At 65.2% G+C, this 14,358-nt stretch carries 13 protein-coding genes; all 13 read left to right on the top strand.

Going from position 1 to position 14,358, the window contains the following annotated elements; genetic code table 11:
* The first annotated feature begins 9 nt into the window (after positions 1-9).
* The 13 genes from CDN36_RS02730 (at position 10) to CDN36_RS02670 (ending at position 14,244) form a co-directional block, all read left to right on the top strand.
* Positions 10-852, top strand: a complete 843-nt coding sequence (locus tag CDN36_RS02730) for a GntR family transcriptional regulator (protein ID WP_150555080.1) — start codon at positions 10-12, stop codon at positions 850-852.
* A 189-nt stretch (positions 853-1,041) separates the two neighbouring features.
* On the top strand, positions 1,042-1,455 hold the full coding sequence (gene sdhC / locus CDN36_RS02725; RefSeq protein ID WP_150555081.1) for a succinate dehydrogenase, cytochrome b556 subunit: 414 nt from the start codon (positions 1,042-1,044) through the stop codon (positions 1,453-1,455).
* The gene (sdhD, locus tag CDN36_RS02720) at positions 1,456-1,821 is read left to right on the top strand and encodes a succinate dehydrogenase, hydrophobic membrane anchor protein (RefSeq protein WP_039410290.1); all 366 of its coding nucleotides are present in this window, start codon (positions 1,456-1,458) and stop codon (positions 1,819-1,821) included. It begins immediately after the preceding gene.
* 3 nt (positions 1,822-1,824) lie between these two features.
* Positions 1,825-3,600, top strand: coding sequence for a succinate dehydrogenase flavoprotein subunit (gene sdhA, locus CDN36_RS02715; RefSeq protein WP_150555082.1), 1,776 nt, complete (start codon positions 1,825-1,827; stop codon positions 3,598-3,600).
* Between the two features lie 12 nt (positions 3,601-3,612).
* On the top strand, positions 3,613-4,317 hold the full coding sequence (locus CDN36_RS02710) for a succinate dehydrogenase iron-sulfur subunit (RefSeq protein ID WP_039410294.1): 705 nt from the start codon (positions 3,613-3,615) through the stop codon (positions 4,315-4,317).
* 10 nt (positions 4,318-4,327) lie between these two features.
* Positions 4,328-4,600 (top strand): FAD assembly factor SdhE, encoded by a 273-nt coding sequence (locus CDN36_RS02705; RefSeq protein WP_150555083.1) that lies wholly within the window; start codon positions 4,328-4,330, stop codon positions 4,598-4,600.
* A 29-nt stretch (positions 4,601-4,629) separates the two neighbouring features.
* Positions 4,630-5,931 (top strand): citrate synthase, encoded by a 1,302-nt coding sequence (gltA, locus tag CDN36_RS02700; RefSeq protein WP_150555084.1) that lies wholly within the window; start codon positions 4,630-4,632, stop codon positions 5,929-5,931.
* Between the two features lie 278 nt (positions 5,932-6,209).
* A complete protein-coding gene (leuC, locus tag CDN36_RS02695) occupies positions 6,210-7,619 on the top strand; it encodes a 3-isopropylmalate dehydratase large subunit (protein ID WP_287495930.1) in 1,410 nt (469 codons plus the stop codon).
* Between the two features lie 55 nt (positions 7,620-7,674).
* Complete coding sequence (locus tag CDN36_RS02690; RefSeq protein WP_010807368.1) at positions 7,675-7,803, top strand: entericidin A/B family lipoprotein; 129 nt, start codon at positions 7,675-7,677, stop codon at positions 7,801-7,803.
* 124 nt (positions 7,804-7,927) lie between these two features.
* Positions 7,928-8,578: a 3-isopropylmalate dehydratase small subunit gene (leuD, locus tag CDN36_RS02685; RefSeq protein WP_150555086.1), complete on the top strand. Its 651-nt coding sequence runs from the start codon at positions 7,928-7,930 to the stop codon at positions 8,576-8,578.
* A 23-nt stretch (positions 8,579-8,601) separates the two neighbouring features.
* On the top strand, positions 8,602-9,669 hold the full coding sequence (gene leuB / locus CDN36_RS02680) for a 3-isopropylmalate dehydrogenase (protein ID WP_150555087.1): 1,068 nt from the start codon (positions 8,602-8,604) through the stop codon (positions 9,667-9,669).
* 59 nt (positions 9,670-9,728) lie between these two features.
* A complete protein-coding gene (gene asd, locus CDN36_RS02675) occupies positions 9,729-10,859 on the top strand; it encodes an aspartate-semialdehyde dehydrogenase (RefSeq protein WP_150555088.1) in 1,131 nt (376 codons plus the stop codon).
* A 136-nt stretch (positions 10,860-10,995) separates the two neighbouring features.
* Positions 10,996-14,244 carry a motility hub landmark protein FimV gene (locus CDN36_RS02670; RefSeq protein WP_287495929.1) on the top strand — a complete coding sequence of 1,083 codons (3,249 nt, stop codon included), beginning with the start codon at positions 10,996-10,998 and terminating at the stop codon, positions 14,242-14,244.
* The last annotated feature ends 114 nt before the right edge of the window (positions 14,245-14,358 follow it).

Here is a 14,358-nt window from a genome sequence, read left to right as displayed (position 1 = left end):
ATCCTCGCCATGAATGCGAACGTTCGCGACACATCCAACCCTACGCCGCCTGTCGATGCCCAGCAGCGACCGGACAGCGCGCGCGACACCGCACCGGCCGCCGCGGCCGCGCAGGGTGCGGGCGCCGCGGGAGCGTCGCCGACCTTCAGCCCGCTGTACCAGCAGATCAAGGGGCTCATCACGCAGAGCCTGCAAGCCGGCGAATGGAAGCCTGGCGAGATCATCCCCAGTGAAGTCGATCTGGCCTCGCGCTACAAGGTAAGCCAGGGAACGGTGCGCAAAGCCATCGACGAGCTGGCCGCAGAGAATCTGCTCGTGCGCCGTCAGGGGCGCGGCACCTTCGTCGCGACCCATCACGAGGACCGGGTGCAGTTCCGGTTCCTGCGCCTTGCGCCCGATTCGGGCGAACCCCATCACCCGCCCAGCCGCCTGATCGAGTGCCGCCGCATGCGAGCGCCGGCCGAAATCGCGCGTCAGCTCGAGCTGCGCGCGGGCGACGGCGTGATTCTGATTCGCCGCATGATGGATTTCTCGGACCGTCCGACGGTGCTCGACGAAATCTGGCTGCCCGGGGCGCTGTTTCGCGGCCTGACGGCGGAGAAGCTGAATGAATACAAGGGGCCGATGTACGGCCTGTTCGAAGATGAGTTCGGCACGCGCATGATCCGCGCCGTGGAAAAAGTCCGCGCCGTGGCCGCGGACGACATGACCGCGGATTTGCTCAAGGTGCCGAAGGGTTTCCCGCTGCTGAGCGTGGAGCGCGTCTCCTTCACTTATGGAGACAAGCCGGTGGAAGTGCGCCGGGGCTGGTACGTCACCACGGAACATCATTACCAGAACGAACTGAGTTGAGAGGGCAGGGCGACTTGCCAGGGGTGAGCCGGTGTCGTGGCCGGCGAGCGCCTGCGAGTCGGAGGCAGTTGGGGCGGCGGCGTGACGTGCGCCGTCAGCAGGATTTTCCGGAGGTTTGGAACCGGCATGGTGCATCGCACTAGAATCGGCGCTAAAATCCGGGGCTGATGTAACTACATGGGGTCTAGCATGGCTGAAGTGGTAAAAAAAGAGCGGCCAGTCTACAGGAATATCGGTATCGGACAGATTGTCACGTACCGTCTCCCACCGGCTGGTATCGTTTCCATCCTGCACCGTATTAGCGGTGTGATCTTGTTCCTTCTGTTGCCGTTCGCACTTTACCTGTTCGAACAGAGCCTCACGTCGGAACTCAGCTTCGACGTTCTGCGAAGCATCGCCTCCAACTGGTTTGTCAAGCTCGTCATCCTGGCGCTCGCATGGGGCTTCCTGCAGCACTTCTGCGCCGGTCTGCGCCATCTGCGCATGGACTTCAACCACGACGCCGTGAACAAGGAAGCGGGCAAGAACTCCGCGGTGCTCGTGCTGGTCGTGTCGCTGGTGCTGACGCTGGCCGTCGCCCTCAAGCTGTTCGGAGCGTTCTAAATGGCACAGAACAACATCGGTTCGAAGCGCCTCGTCGTCGGCGCCCACTATGGCCTGCGCGACTGGATTGCGCAACGCATGACCGCGGTCATCATGGCCGTGTACACCGTGATCCTTCTCGTGTGGTTCTTCACCGCCAAGGATTTCTCCTACGAAGGCTGGGCCGGCATTTTCTCGCATCAGTGGATGAAGCTGGCCACGTTCGTCACGCTGCTCGCGCTGTTCTATCACGCGTGGGTTGGCGTGCGTGACGTCTGGATGGACTACGTCAAGCCGGTCGGCCTGCGACTGGCGCTGTACGCGCTGACGATCGTCTGGCTGCTGGGTTGTGCTGGCTACGCCGCGCAGATTCTGTGGAGAGTGTAAAGAATGGCTGCAATTAAAAATTCGCTGCCGCGCCGCCGCTTTGACGTTGTCATCGTGGGCGCAGGCGGTTCGGGCATGCGCGCGTCGCTGCAACTGGCCAAGGCCGGTCTGTCGGTGGCCGTGCTGTCCAAGGTGTTCCCCACCCGTTCGCATACCGTGGCCGCGCAGGGCGGCATTGGCGCTTCGCTCGGCAACATGAGCGAGGACAACTGGCATTACCACTTCTACGACACGATCAAGGGCTCCGACTGGCTCGGCGACCAGGACGCGATCGAGTTCATGTGCCGCCAGGCGCCCAACGCCGTCTACGAGCTGGAGCACTTCGGCATGCCGTTCGACCGTAACCCGGACGGCACGATCTATCAGCGCCCGTTCGGCGGCCATACGGCCAACTACGGCGAGAAGCCGGTCCAGCGCGCCTGCGCGGCGGCCGATCGTACCGGTCACGCGCTGCTGCACACGCTGTATCAGCAGAACGTGGCGGCCAAGACCCACTTCTTCGTGGAGTGGATGGCGCTCGATCTGATCCGCAACGAAGAGGGCGATGTCCTCGGCGTGTCGGCGCTGGAACTGGAGACCGGCGAAGTCTATCTGCTCGAAGGCAAGTGCACGCTGTTCGCCACTGGCGGCGCCGGCCGCGTGTACGCCGCATCGACCAACGCGTTCATCAACACCGGTGACGGTCTGGGCATGGCCGCGCGTGCGGGCATTCCGCTCGAGGACATGGAATTCTGGCAATTCCACCCGACCGGCGTGGCCGGCGCGGGCGTGCTGATCACCGAAGGTGTGCGCGGCGAGGGCGGCATTCTGCGCAACTCGAACGGCGAGCGTTTCATGGAGCGCTACGCCCCGACGCTCAAGGATCTGGCGCCGCGTGACTTCGTGTCGCGCTCGATGGACCAGGAAATCAAGGAAGGCCGGGGCTGCGGCCCGAACGGCGACTACGTGCTGCTCGACCTCTCGCACATCGGTGCCGAGACGATCATGAAGCGCCTGCCGTCGATTCGCGAAATCGCACTGAAATTCGCCAACGTCGACGCGATCAAGGAGCCGATTCCGGTCGTGCCGACCATCCATTACCAGATGGGCGGTATTCCAACGAACTACCACGGCCAGGTCGTCGTCGAGAAGAACGGTGCGTCGACGCCGGTCAACGGTTTCTATGCCGTGGGCGAATGCTCGTGCGTGTCGGTCCACGGCGCGAACCGTCTGGGCACGAACTCGCTGCTCGACCTGGTGGTGTTCGGCCGCGCGGCCGGCAACCACATCGTCGACTTCGTGAAGAACCACGGCGAGCACAAGCCGCTGCCGGCCGACGCCGGTGAAAACGCACTGGCGCGCCTGGCTCGCCTGGAAGCGTCGACCTCGGGCGAGTACGCTCAGGATATCGCCAACGACATCCGCAAGACGATGCAGTCGCACGCCGGCGTGTTCCGTACCTCGGAGCTGCTCAAGGAAGGCGTGGAGCAGATCAAGCAAGTGGCCGAGCGCGTGTCGCACGTCCACCTCAAGGACAAGTCGAAGGTATTCAATACGGCGCGCATGGAAGCGCTGGAAGTCGACAACCTGATCGAAGTGGCGAAGGCCACCATGATCGCAGCCGAAGCCCGCAAGGAAAGCCGCGGTGCTCACGCTCATCGCGATTATCCGGAGCGCGACGACGCGAACTGGATGCGCCACTCGCTGTTCTTCAGCGAAGGCAACCGTCTGGAATACAAGCCGGTGCAGATGAAGCCGCTGACCGTCGACTCGGTCCCGCCCAAGGCGCGGACCTTCTAAGGGATTCGCAAGATCATGAAACGCATTTTCGAAATTTATCGCTACGATCCGGACAAGGACGCCGCGCCGTACATGCAGACCTACGAGGTCGAGCTCGACGGTCACGAGCGCATGCTGCTCGACGCCCTGGTCAAGCTCAAGAAGATCGACGAAGGCATCGCTTTTCGCCGCTCGTGCCGCGAAGGCGTGTGCGGCTCGGACGCGATGAACATCAACGGCAAGAACGGTCTGGCCTGCCTGACCAACATGAACGATCTGCCGAACAAGATCGTGCTGCGTCCGCTGCCGGGGCTGCCCGTCATTCGCGATCTGATCGTCGACATGACGCACTTCTTCAACCAGTACCACTCGATCAAGCCGTACCTGATCAACCCCGAGCCGGCGCCTGAGAAGGAGCGTCTGCAGTCGCCCGAGCAGCGTGACGAGCTCGACGGTCTGTACGAGTGTATTCTGTGCGCATCGTGCTCGACCTCGTGCCCGAGCTTCTGGTGGAACCCGGACAAGTTCGTCGGCCCGGCCGGTCTGCTGCAGGCCTATCGCTTCATCGCGGACAGCCGAGACACGGCGACCAACGAGCGTCTGGACAATCTGGAAGACCCGTATCGCCTGTTCCGCTGCCACACGATCATGAACTGCGTGGACGTGTGCCCGAAGGGGCTGAACCCGACGAAGGCCATCGGCAAGATCAAGGAGTTGATGGTGCGTCGCGCCGTCTGACGGAACGATCATGCCGGATAACACTCACCAGTCCGATCCGGTCAAACGTGCCCGCCTGCGCTGGCGGGCACGTCGCGGTTTGCTGGAAAACGACCTCATCCTCGAGCGGTTCTTTGCCCGGTACGAAGCTTCGCTGACCGACGAGGACGTGGGCGCCCTCACGAAACTGCTCGACTTGAGCGACAACGATTTGATGGATCTGCTGCTAGCGCGTAAAGAGCCCGAGGCGGATCTGGACGGGCCGGACGTGCGGCGCCTGCTGGCGCTTTTGCGTGCCGTGTAGGGGTTTAAGTATTTTTTTGAGGAAGCGATATGACTCCGTCTGATGATAAAGCCACCCTATCTTTCTCTGACGGTTCGCCGAGCGTCGAACTGCCGATTTACAAGGGAACGATGGGCCCGGATGTAATTGACATCCGCAAGCTGTACGGCCAGACCGGCAAATTCACGTATGACCCGGGCTTCATGTCGACGGCGTCGTGCAACTCGGCCATCACCTACATCGATGGCGACAAGGGCGAGCTGCTGTATCGCGGCTACCCGATCGAGCAACTGGCGACTCACTGCGACTTCCTCGAAGCCTCGTACCTGCTGCTCAAGGGCGAGCTGCCGAACGCGCAGCAAAAGGACGAGTTCGTGCAAACCGTGACCCGTCACACGATGGTTCACGAGCAGATGAACTTCTTCTTCCGCGGTTTCCGCCGCGACGCGCACCCGATGGCCGTGCTGACCGGCTCGGTCGGTGCCCTGTCGGCGTTCTACCACGACTCGCTGGACATCAATAACCCGAATCACCGCGAAGTCTCGGCGATTCGCCTGATCGCCAAGCTGCCGACGCTCGTCGCCATGGCGTACAAGTACAGCATCGGTCAGCCGTTCGTGTATCCGCGCAACGACCTGTCGTACACCGCGAACTTCATGCGCATGATGTTCGCCAACCCGTGCGAAGAGTACAAGGTCAACGACGTGCTGGTGCGCGCGCTCGACCGTATCCTGATCCTGCACGCCGACCACGAGCAGAACGCGTCGACCTCGACCGTGCGTCTGGCCGGCTCCTCGGGCGCGAACCCGTTCGCGTGTATCGCTGCCGGTATCGCCTGTCTGTGGGGCCCGGCGCACGGCGGTGCGAACGAAGCCGCGCTGAACATGCTCGAGCAGATCGGCTCGCCGGAGAAGATCCCCGAGTTCATCAAGCAGGTGAAGGACAAGAATTCGGGCGTGAAGCTCATGGGCTTCGGCCACCGCGTGTACAAGAACTACGACCCGCGCGCCAAGCTCATGCGCGAGACGTGCTACGAAGTGCTCAACGAACTGGGCCTGCACGACGACCCGCTGTTCAAGCTGGCCATGCAGCTCGAGAAGATCGCCCTGGAAGACGAGTACTTCGTGTCGCGCAAGCTGTACCCGAACGTCGACTTCTACTCGGGCATCGTCCAGCGCGCACTGGGCATCCCGACCTCGATGTTTACCTGCATCTTCGCGCTGGCCCGCACCGTGGGCTGGATCGCGCAGTGGAACGAGATGATCGGCGAGCCGGACCAGAAGATCGGTCGTCCGCGCCAGCTCTTCATCGGCCACACGCCGCGCGACGTCACGCCGATCGAGAAGCGCTAAGCTTCCCGACGCGTCCGGCACGGCCCCCGCTTGCCGTGCCGGCACCGCAACCTTGCCGAAACGGCAAGGCGGTGCGACCCGCAACGAGCCCTCGTTGCGCTATATTCGAAGCCACGGCACGAGCTGCCGTGATTCGCACAAATCCCCGGTTGATCGTGCGCCTACCGCCCGGTTTTCCGGGGATTTCGTATTCCGCCGGCGCGAAAGCGCTATGGCATAATCAAAAGTTCCGGAACGATTTCGGTTCCCAGAACGATATTTAGCCCCGCGTTTTTATCATGGCCAAGACGCTGTATGACAAATTGTGGGATGCACATGTCGTGCATACCGAGGACGATGGCACCACGTTGCTCTACATCGACCGTCACCTGTTGCACGAGGTGACCAGTCCGCAGGCGTTTGAGGGGCTAAAACTCGCGCAGCGTCCGGTCTGGCGTCTGTCGGCCAACCTGGCCGTGTCGGACCACAACGTGCCGACAACGGACCGCACGCAAGGCATTGCCGATCCGGTTTCGCGTCTGCAGGTCGACACCCTGGACAGCAACTGCGACAGCTACGGCATTACCCAATTCAAGATGAACGACGTGCGTCAGGGCATCGTGCACGTGATCGGCCCGGAGCAGGGCGCCACGCTGCCTGGCATGACGGTGGTGTGCGGCGACTCGCACACGTCCACGCATGGCGCGTTCGGCGCGCTCGCGTTCGGCATCGGCACGTCCGAAGTCGAGCACACGCTCGCCACCCAGACGCTGCTCATGAAGAAGAGCAAGAACATGCTCGTGAAGGTCGAGGGCACGTTGCCGCGCGGCTGTTCGGCCAAGGACATCGTGCTGGCCGTCATCGGCAAGATCGGCACGGCCGGCGGCACGGGGTACACGATCGAATTCGCCGGCTCGGCGATCCGCTCGCTCACGATGGAAGGCCGCATGACGGTGTGCAACATGGCGATCGAGGCCGGCGCACGTGCGGGGCTGGTGGCCGTGGACGACACCACGATCAACTACGTGAAGGGCCGCCCGTTCGCGCCGACGGGCGCGGAATTCCAGCAGGCCGAGGCCTACTGGCGCACGTTCCACTCGGACGCCGGCGCGCACTTCGATCACGTCGTGGAAATCGACGCGAGCACGCTGCGCCCGCAGGTCAGCTGGGGCACGTCGCCGGAAATGGTGGTGAGCATCGAGGACCGCGTGCCCGATCCCGAGAAGGAGAAGGACCCGGTCAAGCGCAGCGCCATGGAACGCGCGCTCGAGTACATGGCGCTCGCCCCGGACACGCCGATGTCGAGCATCAACGTCGACAAGGTGTTCATCGGTTCATGCACGAACTCGCGCATCGAGGACATTCGCGCCGCTGCCTACGTAGTGAAGAAGCTGGGCCGCCGCGTGGCGTCGAACGTGCGTCTGGCGATGGTCGTGCCGGGCTCGGGTCTGGTCAAGCAGCAGGCCGAGGAAGAAGGGCTCGACAAGGTGTTCAAGGCTGCCGGTTTCGAGTGGCGCGAGCCTGGCTGCTCGATGTGCCTGGCGATGAACGCCGACCGTCTGGAGCCGGGCGAGCGCTGTGCCTCGACGTCGAACCGCAACTTCGAAGGCCGTCAGGGCGCGGGTGGGCGCACGCATCTGGTGAGCCCCGCGATGGCTGCGGCGGCCGCGATCGAAGGCCACTTCGTCGACGTGCGGCGCCTCGTCTGACGCCGACGCATCGATTTATCCGTCGTTTGACGCTTTCTATAAAAGAGAGAACACCATGAAGAAACTGTGGATGCTGATCGGTGCGGTGCTGGTGCTGGGCGTGGCGGGCTGCAACACGATGGCGGGTCTGGGCAAGGACACGCAGGCGGCAGGCTCCGCGCTCGAGAACGCGGCGAAGAAGTGATGCGACGGTGCGCGGCGCGAGGCGATTCGCGTCGCGCCGCGCACCCACGAAATTTCCGGCGTCGAAGGCCGTGCCCCAAAAGGGGCGGGCCTGCCGCCGAACTGTTTTGATCAGGTGGTTTGTGATGGAAAAATTTACCGTCCATACGGGGTTGGTGGCGCCGCTCGACCGCGAGAACGTCGATACCGATGCGATTATCCCGAAGCAATTCCTGAAGTCGATCAAGCGCACGGGTTTCGGCCCGAACCTGTTCGACGAGTGGCGTTATCTGGACGTGGGCCAGCCGGGCCAGGATTGCAGCACGCGCCCGCTCAACCCGAACTTCGTGCTCAACCAGCCGCGCTACCAGGGCGCGACGATCCTGCTCGCGCGCAAGAACTTCGGGTGCGGCAGCTCGCGCGAGCACGCCCCGTGGGCGCTCCAGCAATACGGTTTCCGTGCCGTCATTGCGCCGAGCTTTGCCGACATCTTCTTCAATAACTGCTACAAGAACGGGCTGCTGCCAATCGCGCTGTCCGAAATGCAGGTTGATCATCTGTTCAACGAGACGGCCGCGTTCAACGGCTATCAGCTGACCATCGACCTCGACAAGCAGGCGGTCATCGCCGCCGACGGCCGCGCCTACGAATTCGACATCGCGCCGTTCCGCAAGTACTGCCTGCTCAACGGCTTCGACGACATCGGCCTGACCCTGCGTCACGCCGACAAGATTCGCGCCTACGAGGCCGAGCGGCTCGCCAAGCAGCCGTGGCTCGCAACGCGCTTGCCGGGCTGAACCCGAGCATCCAAGGAGATCGCATGAAAATCGCAGTGTTGCCGGGTGACGGCATTGGTCCGGAAATCGTGGCGCAAGCCGTCAATGTGCTCAACGCGCTCGACGAGAAATTCGAACTGGAAGAGGCGCCCGTGGGCGGCGCGGGCTACGAGGCCGCGGGCCATCCGCTGCCGGACGCCACGCTCAAGCTCGCCAAGGAGGCCGACGCCATCCTGTTCGGCGCCGTGGGCGACTGGAAGTACGATTCGCTCGAGCGCGCGCTGCGCCCCGAGCAGGCCATCCTGGGGCTGCGCAAGCACCTGCAGCTCTTCGCCAACTTCCGCCCGGCCATCCTGTACAAGGAACTGGCCGATGCTTCGAGCCTGAAGCCGGAGATCGTGGCAGGGCTCGACATCCTGATCATTCGCGAGCTCAACGGCGACATCTACTTCGGCCAGCCCAAGGGCTTTCGTCAGTCGCCGGACGGCGCTTTCGAAGGCGCGCGCGAAGGTTTTGATACCATGCGCTATAGCGTGCCGGAAGTGGAGCGCATCGCCCACGTGGCGTTCCAGGCGGCGGCCAAGCGCGGCAAGCGTCTGTGCTCGGTGGACAAGGCTAATGTGCTCGAGACGTCGCAACTGTGGCGCGACACGATGATCGAGGTCGCGAAGCAGTATCCGGACGTCGAACTCTCGCACATGTACGTCGACAACGCCGCGATGCAGTTGGTCAAGGCGCCGAAGAACTTCGACGTGGTGGTGACTGGCAACATGTTCGGCGATATCCTGTCGGACGAAGCCGCGATGCTCACGGGCTCGATCGGCATGCTGCCGTCGGCGTCGCTGGACGCCAACAACAAGGGGCTGTACGAGCCGTCGCATGGTTCGGCCCCCGACATCGCCGGCAAGGGCGTGGCCAATCCGTTGGCCACGATTCTGTCGGCGGCCATGATGCTGCGCTACACGCTGGGCCGTGCCGAACAGGCCGAGCGCGTGGAGAACGCGGTGAAGAAGGTGCTGGCGCAGGGCTTGCGCACGCCCGACATCTGGCAGGAAGGCGCGACCAAGGTCGGTACGCGCGAAATGGGCGCGGCGGTGGTTGCCGCGCTATAGAGCCGACGGGGCGTCGTGAGACGCCCCCGGCGCAATTGCAACGATAAGAGAGTGGATAAATGAAAACCGTAGGTCTGGTAGGTTGGCGGGGCATGGTCGGTTCGGTCCTGATGCAGCGCATGCAGCAGGAGAACGACTTCGCCTTGATCGAGCCGGTGTTTTTCAGCACCAGCAACGCGGGCGGCAAAGCCCCGTCGATGGCGAAGAACGAAACTTCGCTGAAAGACGCCAATGATGTCAACGAGCTGAAAAAATGCGACATCATCATTACCTGCCAGGGCGGTGACTACACAACCGAGATCTTCCCGAAGCTGCGCGCCGCGGGCTGGAACGGCTACTGGATCGATGCGGCTTCCACGCTGCGCATGAAGGACGATGCCATCATCGTGCTCGATCCGGTCAACCTCGACGTGATCAAGAATTCGCTCGTGAAGGGCACGAAGAACTTCATCGGCGGCAACTGCACGGTAAGCTGCATGCTGATGGGCCTGGGCGGCCTGTTCCAGCATGGCCTGGTGGACTGGCTTACGTCGATGACGTATCAGGCGGCCTCGGGCGGCGGCGCGCAACACATGCGCGAGCTGCTCACGCAATTCGGCAGCATCAACGCCGAAGTGAAGGCGCTGCTGGACGATCCGCATTCGGCCATTCTCGAAATCGACCGCAAGGTGCTGGCCAAGCAGCACGCCCTTACCGCCGAAGAAACGAAGCAGTTCGGCGTGCCGCTCGGCGGCAACCTGATTCCGTGGATCGACAAGGACCTGGGCAACGGCCAGTCGAAGGAAGAATGGAAGGGTGGCGCCGAGACCAACAAGATTCTGGGGCTGGGCGACGGCTTCCCGGGCACGCGCGCGATTCCGGTGGACGGTCTGTGCGTGCGTATCGGCGCCATGCGCTGCCATAGCCAGGCGCTGACCATCAAGCTGACGAAGGACGTGCCGTTAGACGAACTGACCGACATCATCGGCCAGGCCAACGACTGGGTGAAGGTGGTGCCGAACACGCGCGAGGCGTCGATGACCGATTTGACGCCTGCGGCCGTGACCGGCACGATGACGATCCCGGTGGGTCGCCTGCGCAAGATGTCGATGGGTCCGGAGTACCTGTCGGCATTCACGGTGGGTGATCAACTGTTGTGGGGCGCGGCGGAACCGCTGCGTCGCATGCTGCGGATCCTGCTCGACGCTTGAGCGTCGCAGCGCATCGGTAAGGCGTGAAGAACGGCGGCCCGCGAGGCCGCCGTCCGCGCTTTGGGAGGCAGTCCTTTTCGCCGTCTTTCCGGTGAGGGCGCCAACGACAAACGACTGACAGGCTAGACAAGACACAGTGCGGAAATACTCGATCGGCAAGCGCGCAAATTCGTCCCGCAATTCGTTTCGCCTGAGTGCGGCGGCGGCTGTTCTGTGGAGTCTCGGGCTTCTGAATGCAGGGGCCGCCGAATTCGGGCCGCAACAGGTGCGTTCGGGGCCGGGCCAGCCACTGCGCGCGGTGATCGTGCTGGGCAACGTGTCGCAGGCGGAAGCCGACGGTCTGTCCGTCAAACTCGCCCCGCGCGAGGCGTTCCGGCACGCCGGCCTGCGCTACGACCCCACGCTCGAGAAGCTCTCCGTGTCCGTCTCGCCCACGGGCGGGCGCGAGCCCGGATATAGCGGTACGTACCTCGTGCATGTCGACTCGGCCGAGCCGGTGAGTACGTCGTTCCTCGACCTGTTGCTCGTGCTCGAATGGCGCACCGGCCGTCAGTCCAGCGCGGTCACGCTCTCGGCGATTCCCGAAGCGAGTGCCGCGCAGCCGCAGGCCGTCGTGCCTGCCGCTGTCGCTGCCGCGACGCCGGCGGCGGCGTCTTCGTCGTCTGCTTCCCCGTCTGCCTCCCGGCCAGCCCCCGCCTCTGCCGGCGCCGCCGCGTCCGCGCACGCCCCGGCGGGGTCTTCCGCCGCTGTTGCGGCGTCGCCCGACGGCGCGCGCACGGTTGGCGCAGGCGAGTCGCTGTCGTCGATCGCCCGCGAATTCACGGGCGGCGAGGGCGGCACGACGCTCGCGCAGATGATGACGGCCTTGTTCGAGGCAAACCGCTCCGCGTTCATCGGGAACGATCCGAATCGTTTGCGCAAGGGGGCGACGCTCAACCGTCCCGCCGACGATCAGGTGCAGAGCATTCCTCCCGCGCAGGCCCGCAAATTCGTGGCCGCGGCACGCGAGCAGTTTGACGCGTATCGCGCGCGGCTGGCCGATTCGGCGGCGCAGCAGGCGGCGCCGGCCGGTGGCCGCAGTGCACAGGGCGCGATCGAAGCGGGCAAGGCGCCGGAAGCCGCCGCCCCCGCCACGCGCGATGAATTGAAGCTGTCGCGACCCGGCAAGGGCGGCGCGGCCGGTGCGTCCGGACGCGCAAGCGGCAGCGAAGAAGAACAGATCGCCCAGGGCAAGGCACAGGCCGAAGCCCAGGGCAGGGTGAACGAGTTGCAAAAGAACGTAGCAGATCTCCAGAAGCTGTTGGCGATGAAGAACCAGGCCGTCGCCAGTCTGGAGGAGCAGGCCGCCACCGCTTCCGGAGCGAGCACGCAGGACAAGACCGCGAAATCGGCCGATGGGAAGGCGACAGCAGCCGCTGCCGCCGCCGGTGCGAAGAACGCGGGGCAGGGCGCCGGCGCGCGTGATACCGCCGCTGCCGCCAATGCTGCCAATGCCGCCAATGCTGCCGATGTCGGCGCGAGCGCCGCGACGGCGTCCGCCGCTTCGGACGCGACGGCTTCGTCGCCGGTGGCCGAAGCAGGGGCGTCGCAACCCGGCGCAGCGGCTTCCGCAGCGAAGGCCGAGGCCGCCGCCAGCGCCCCGGCGGCCGACGCCCAGCCCGCCGCGAACGCCGGCATGAGCTGGCGCGCGGTCCGCGAGAATCCGTACCTCTTGCCGGGCGCCGGCGCGCTGGCGGTGCTGCTCGGCCTGTGGTGGTTGATGCGCCGGGGGCGCGCTGCGACGCCAGCCGGCCAGCCTGGACCGTATGACGACGGCCGCGATGACCGGGGCGGCCACGGCGGCCCCGACAGCCACGACGAACGCGAGCGCGTCGGCGCACCGCACGACGCGGCCCAGGAAGCCACGTCCTCGCGCGGTGCCGCGCCAGCCGGTGCGGTAGCTGCAGCAGGTGCTGCGGGTGCCGCCGCGCTGTATGCCGCAAACCAGGCTGAGGCGGACGAACATCTGCATCCGCCCGCCGACGACACGTGGGCCGAGCCGGCTGACGCGCATGGCGTGGCGGCGCTCGACGAGACCCCGCCCGGCCCGGTGGCGGCAGGCGCCGGCGCGCCGGGCGAGTGGGGCGCCGAACAGGAGCATTCGCGCGACGAACCGGCCGACACCGCTCGCGCCGAGACGTCGGGGGAGCCCCTTGGCGAAAGCGTGCACGAAGCCTTGCAAACGGCCGCAGAGCCGGTCGCCGGCGAGCCACTGGCCGTTGGGCCGGAAAGCGCTGTGCAGGCCGCTGGCGAGCCGGAGATCGACTGGGATGCCGCCTTTGCGGAGCAGGCCGGCGAAGCGCCCACGCCGCATGACGATCCGGTCGACGCAACATTGTCGTCATTGGAAGCCTTGAGTGTCGCAGGGGCGGCAGGCGGCGCGGCGACAGTCGCCGGTACTGCGGCGGCCGCGGCGCCACACCCCGAGGGCGCGAACGAAGCGAACCAAGTGGGCGAAGCGAACGAAGCGAACGAAGCGAACGAAGTGGACGAAGTGGACGAGGCGCCCGAATCCATCCCATCCACGCCATCTGCCCGCTCCGCCTCGATGCCGGGGGCGATCGCAGCCGACGCAGTCCCCGAAGGCGGCGTGGCCGGCATGCTGGGCGATCTGGATCTGTCGATTCCGGGCCAACCGGCGCACGTCGGCACGATTTCGAGCGACGCCTTGCCCTCGTTGACGCAGGGTCTCGGTTCCGTGCAGTTCAAGATGGCGCCGCTGGGTTCGCCGGCGCATGAGGAAGCCGCCGCCGAGGCCGACGCTGCCGAGTTCGACGGTGAACTGAGCGATGCCGATTTCGACGCGGCGATGGCGCAGGCGCGCGCCGCCTCGCAGGGCTCGCGCGGCAGCTATGTGGACCAGGCGCACGAAGTTCACGGAATGCACGAAGCGCACGAAGCGCACGAAGCGCCGTCGCTCAAGCCGATGTCGTTCGATCTGTCGGACTTCAGTCTCGATCTGAAGGGCGACGACGCGCCGGTCTTGTCGACCTTGCCGTCCGCAATGGGCGAGCAAGCGCGGGTCGAGCACGAGACGCTCGCGGCGCCGGCGCCGGACACGCCGTATGCCGGAACGCCGGCCGCGCCGCAAGCGCCCGAGCTCGCGCCGGCTGCCGCGTCTGCCCCGCCCACTGGCGCCGATCCGATCGTGCCGCATGCCGTCGCGACGGCGTCGGGAGAGCCGCAGGTGCCCGACGAGTTCCATACGAAGCTGGAGCTGGCGATGGCGTACCAGAGCATCGGCGACGACGACGGCGCCCGCGAGCTGCTCGAAGAAGTGATCGCCGGCGGCGACGCCGCGCAGCAGTCGGTCGCGCGGGCGCGGCTCGCCGAGCTGGGCAAGTGACGGCCGCGCGACGCAACGGCGAAGACCGCACAGATTGACCGTAGTTTGGGGCGCCCGTAGGTTGGGCGCCCGTTTTTCTTTTACCGCAGGCGCGCCGCGGGGCGCGCATCACGT

Origin of the sequence: Pandoraea sp. CB10b_02 (assembly GCF_002216225.1) — a bacterium.
Lineage (GTDB): Bacteria > Pseudomonadota > Gammaproteobacteria > Burkholderiales > Burkholderiaceae > Pandoraea > Pandoraea nosoerga.
The sequence above is the reverse complement of the archived record's forward strand: the minus strand, read 5'-3'. Positions and strand labels throughout refer to the sequence as shown.

Bases quoted from the DNA above. Each gene is read 5' to 3' on its own strand.
- CDN36_RS02730 (WP_150555080.1), top strand. From the start codon at position 10: ATGAATGCGAACGTTCGCGACACATCCAACCCTACGCCGCCTGTCGAT.
- sdhC (WP_150555081.1), top strand. From the start codon at position 1,042: ATGGCTGAAGTGGTAAAAAAAGAGCGGCCAGTCTACAGGAATATCGGT.
- sdhD (WP_039410290.1), top strand. From the start codon at position 1,456: ATGGCACAGAACAACATCGGTTCGAAGCGCCTCGTCGTCGGCGCCCAC.
- sdhA (WP_150555082.1), top strand. From the start codon at position 1,825: ATGGCTGCAATTAAAAATTCGCTGCCGCGCCGCCGCTTTGACGTTGTC.
- CDN36_RS02705 (WP_150555083.1), top strand. From the start codon at position 4,328: ATGCCGGATAACACTCACCAGTCCGATCCGGTCAAACGTGCCCGCCTG.
- gltA (WP_150555084.1), top strand. From the start codon at position 4,630: ATGACTCCGTCTGATGATAAAGCCACCCTATCTTTCTCTGACGGTTCG.
- leuC (WP_287495930.1), top strand. From the start codon at position 6,210: ATGGCCAAGACGCTGTATGACAAATTGTGGGATGCACATGTCGTGCAT.
- CDN36_RS02690 (WP_010807368.1), top strand. From the start codon at position 7,675: ATGAAGAAACTGTGGATGCTGATCGGTGCGGTGCTGGTGCTGGGCGTG.
- leuD (WP_150555086.1), top strand. From the start codon at position 7,928: ATGGAAAAATTTACCGTCCATACGGGGTTGGTGGCGCCGCTCGACCGC.
- leuB (WP_150555087.1), top strand. From the start codon at position 8,602: ATGAAAATCGCAGTGTTGCCGGGTGACGGCATTGGTCCGGAAATCGTG.
- asd (WP_150555088.1), top strand. From the start codon at position 9,729: ATGAAAACCGTAGGTCTGGTAGGTTGGCGGGGCATGGTCGGTTCGGTC.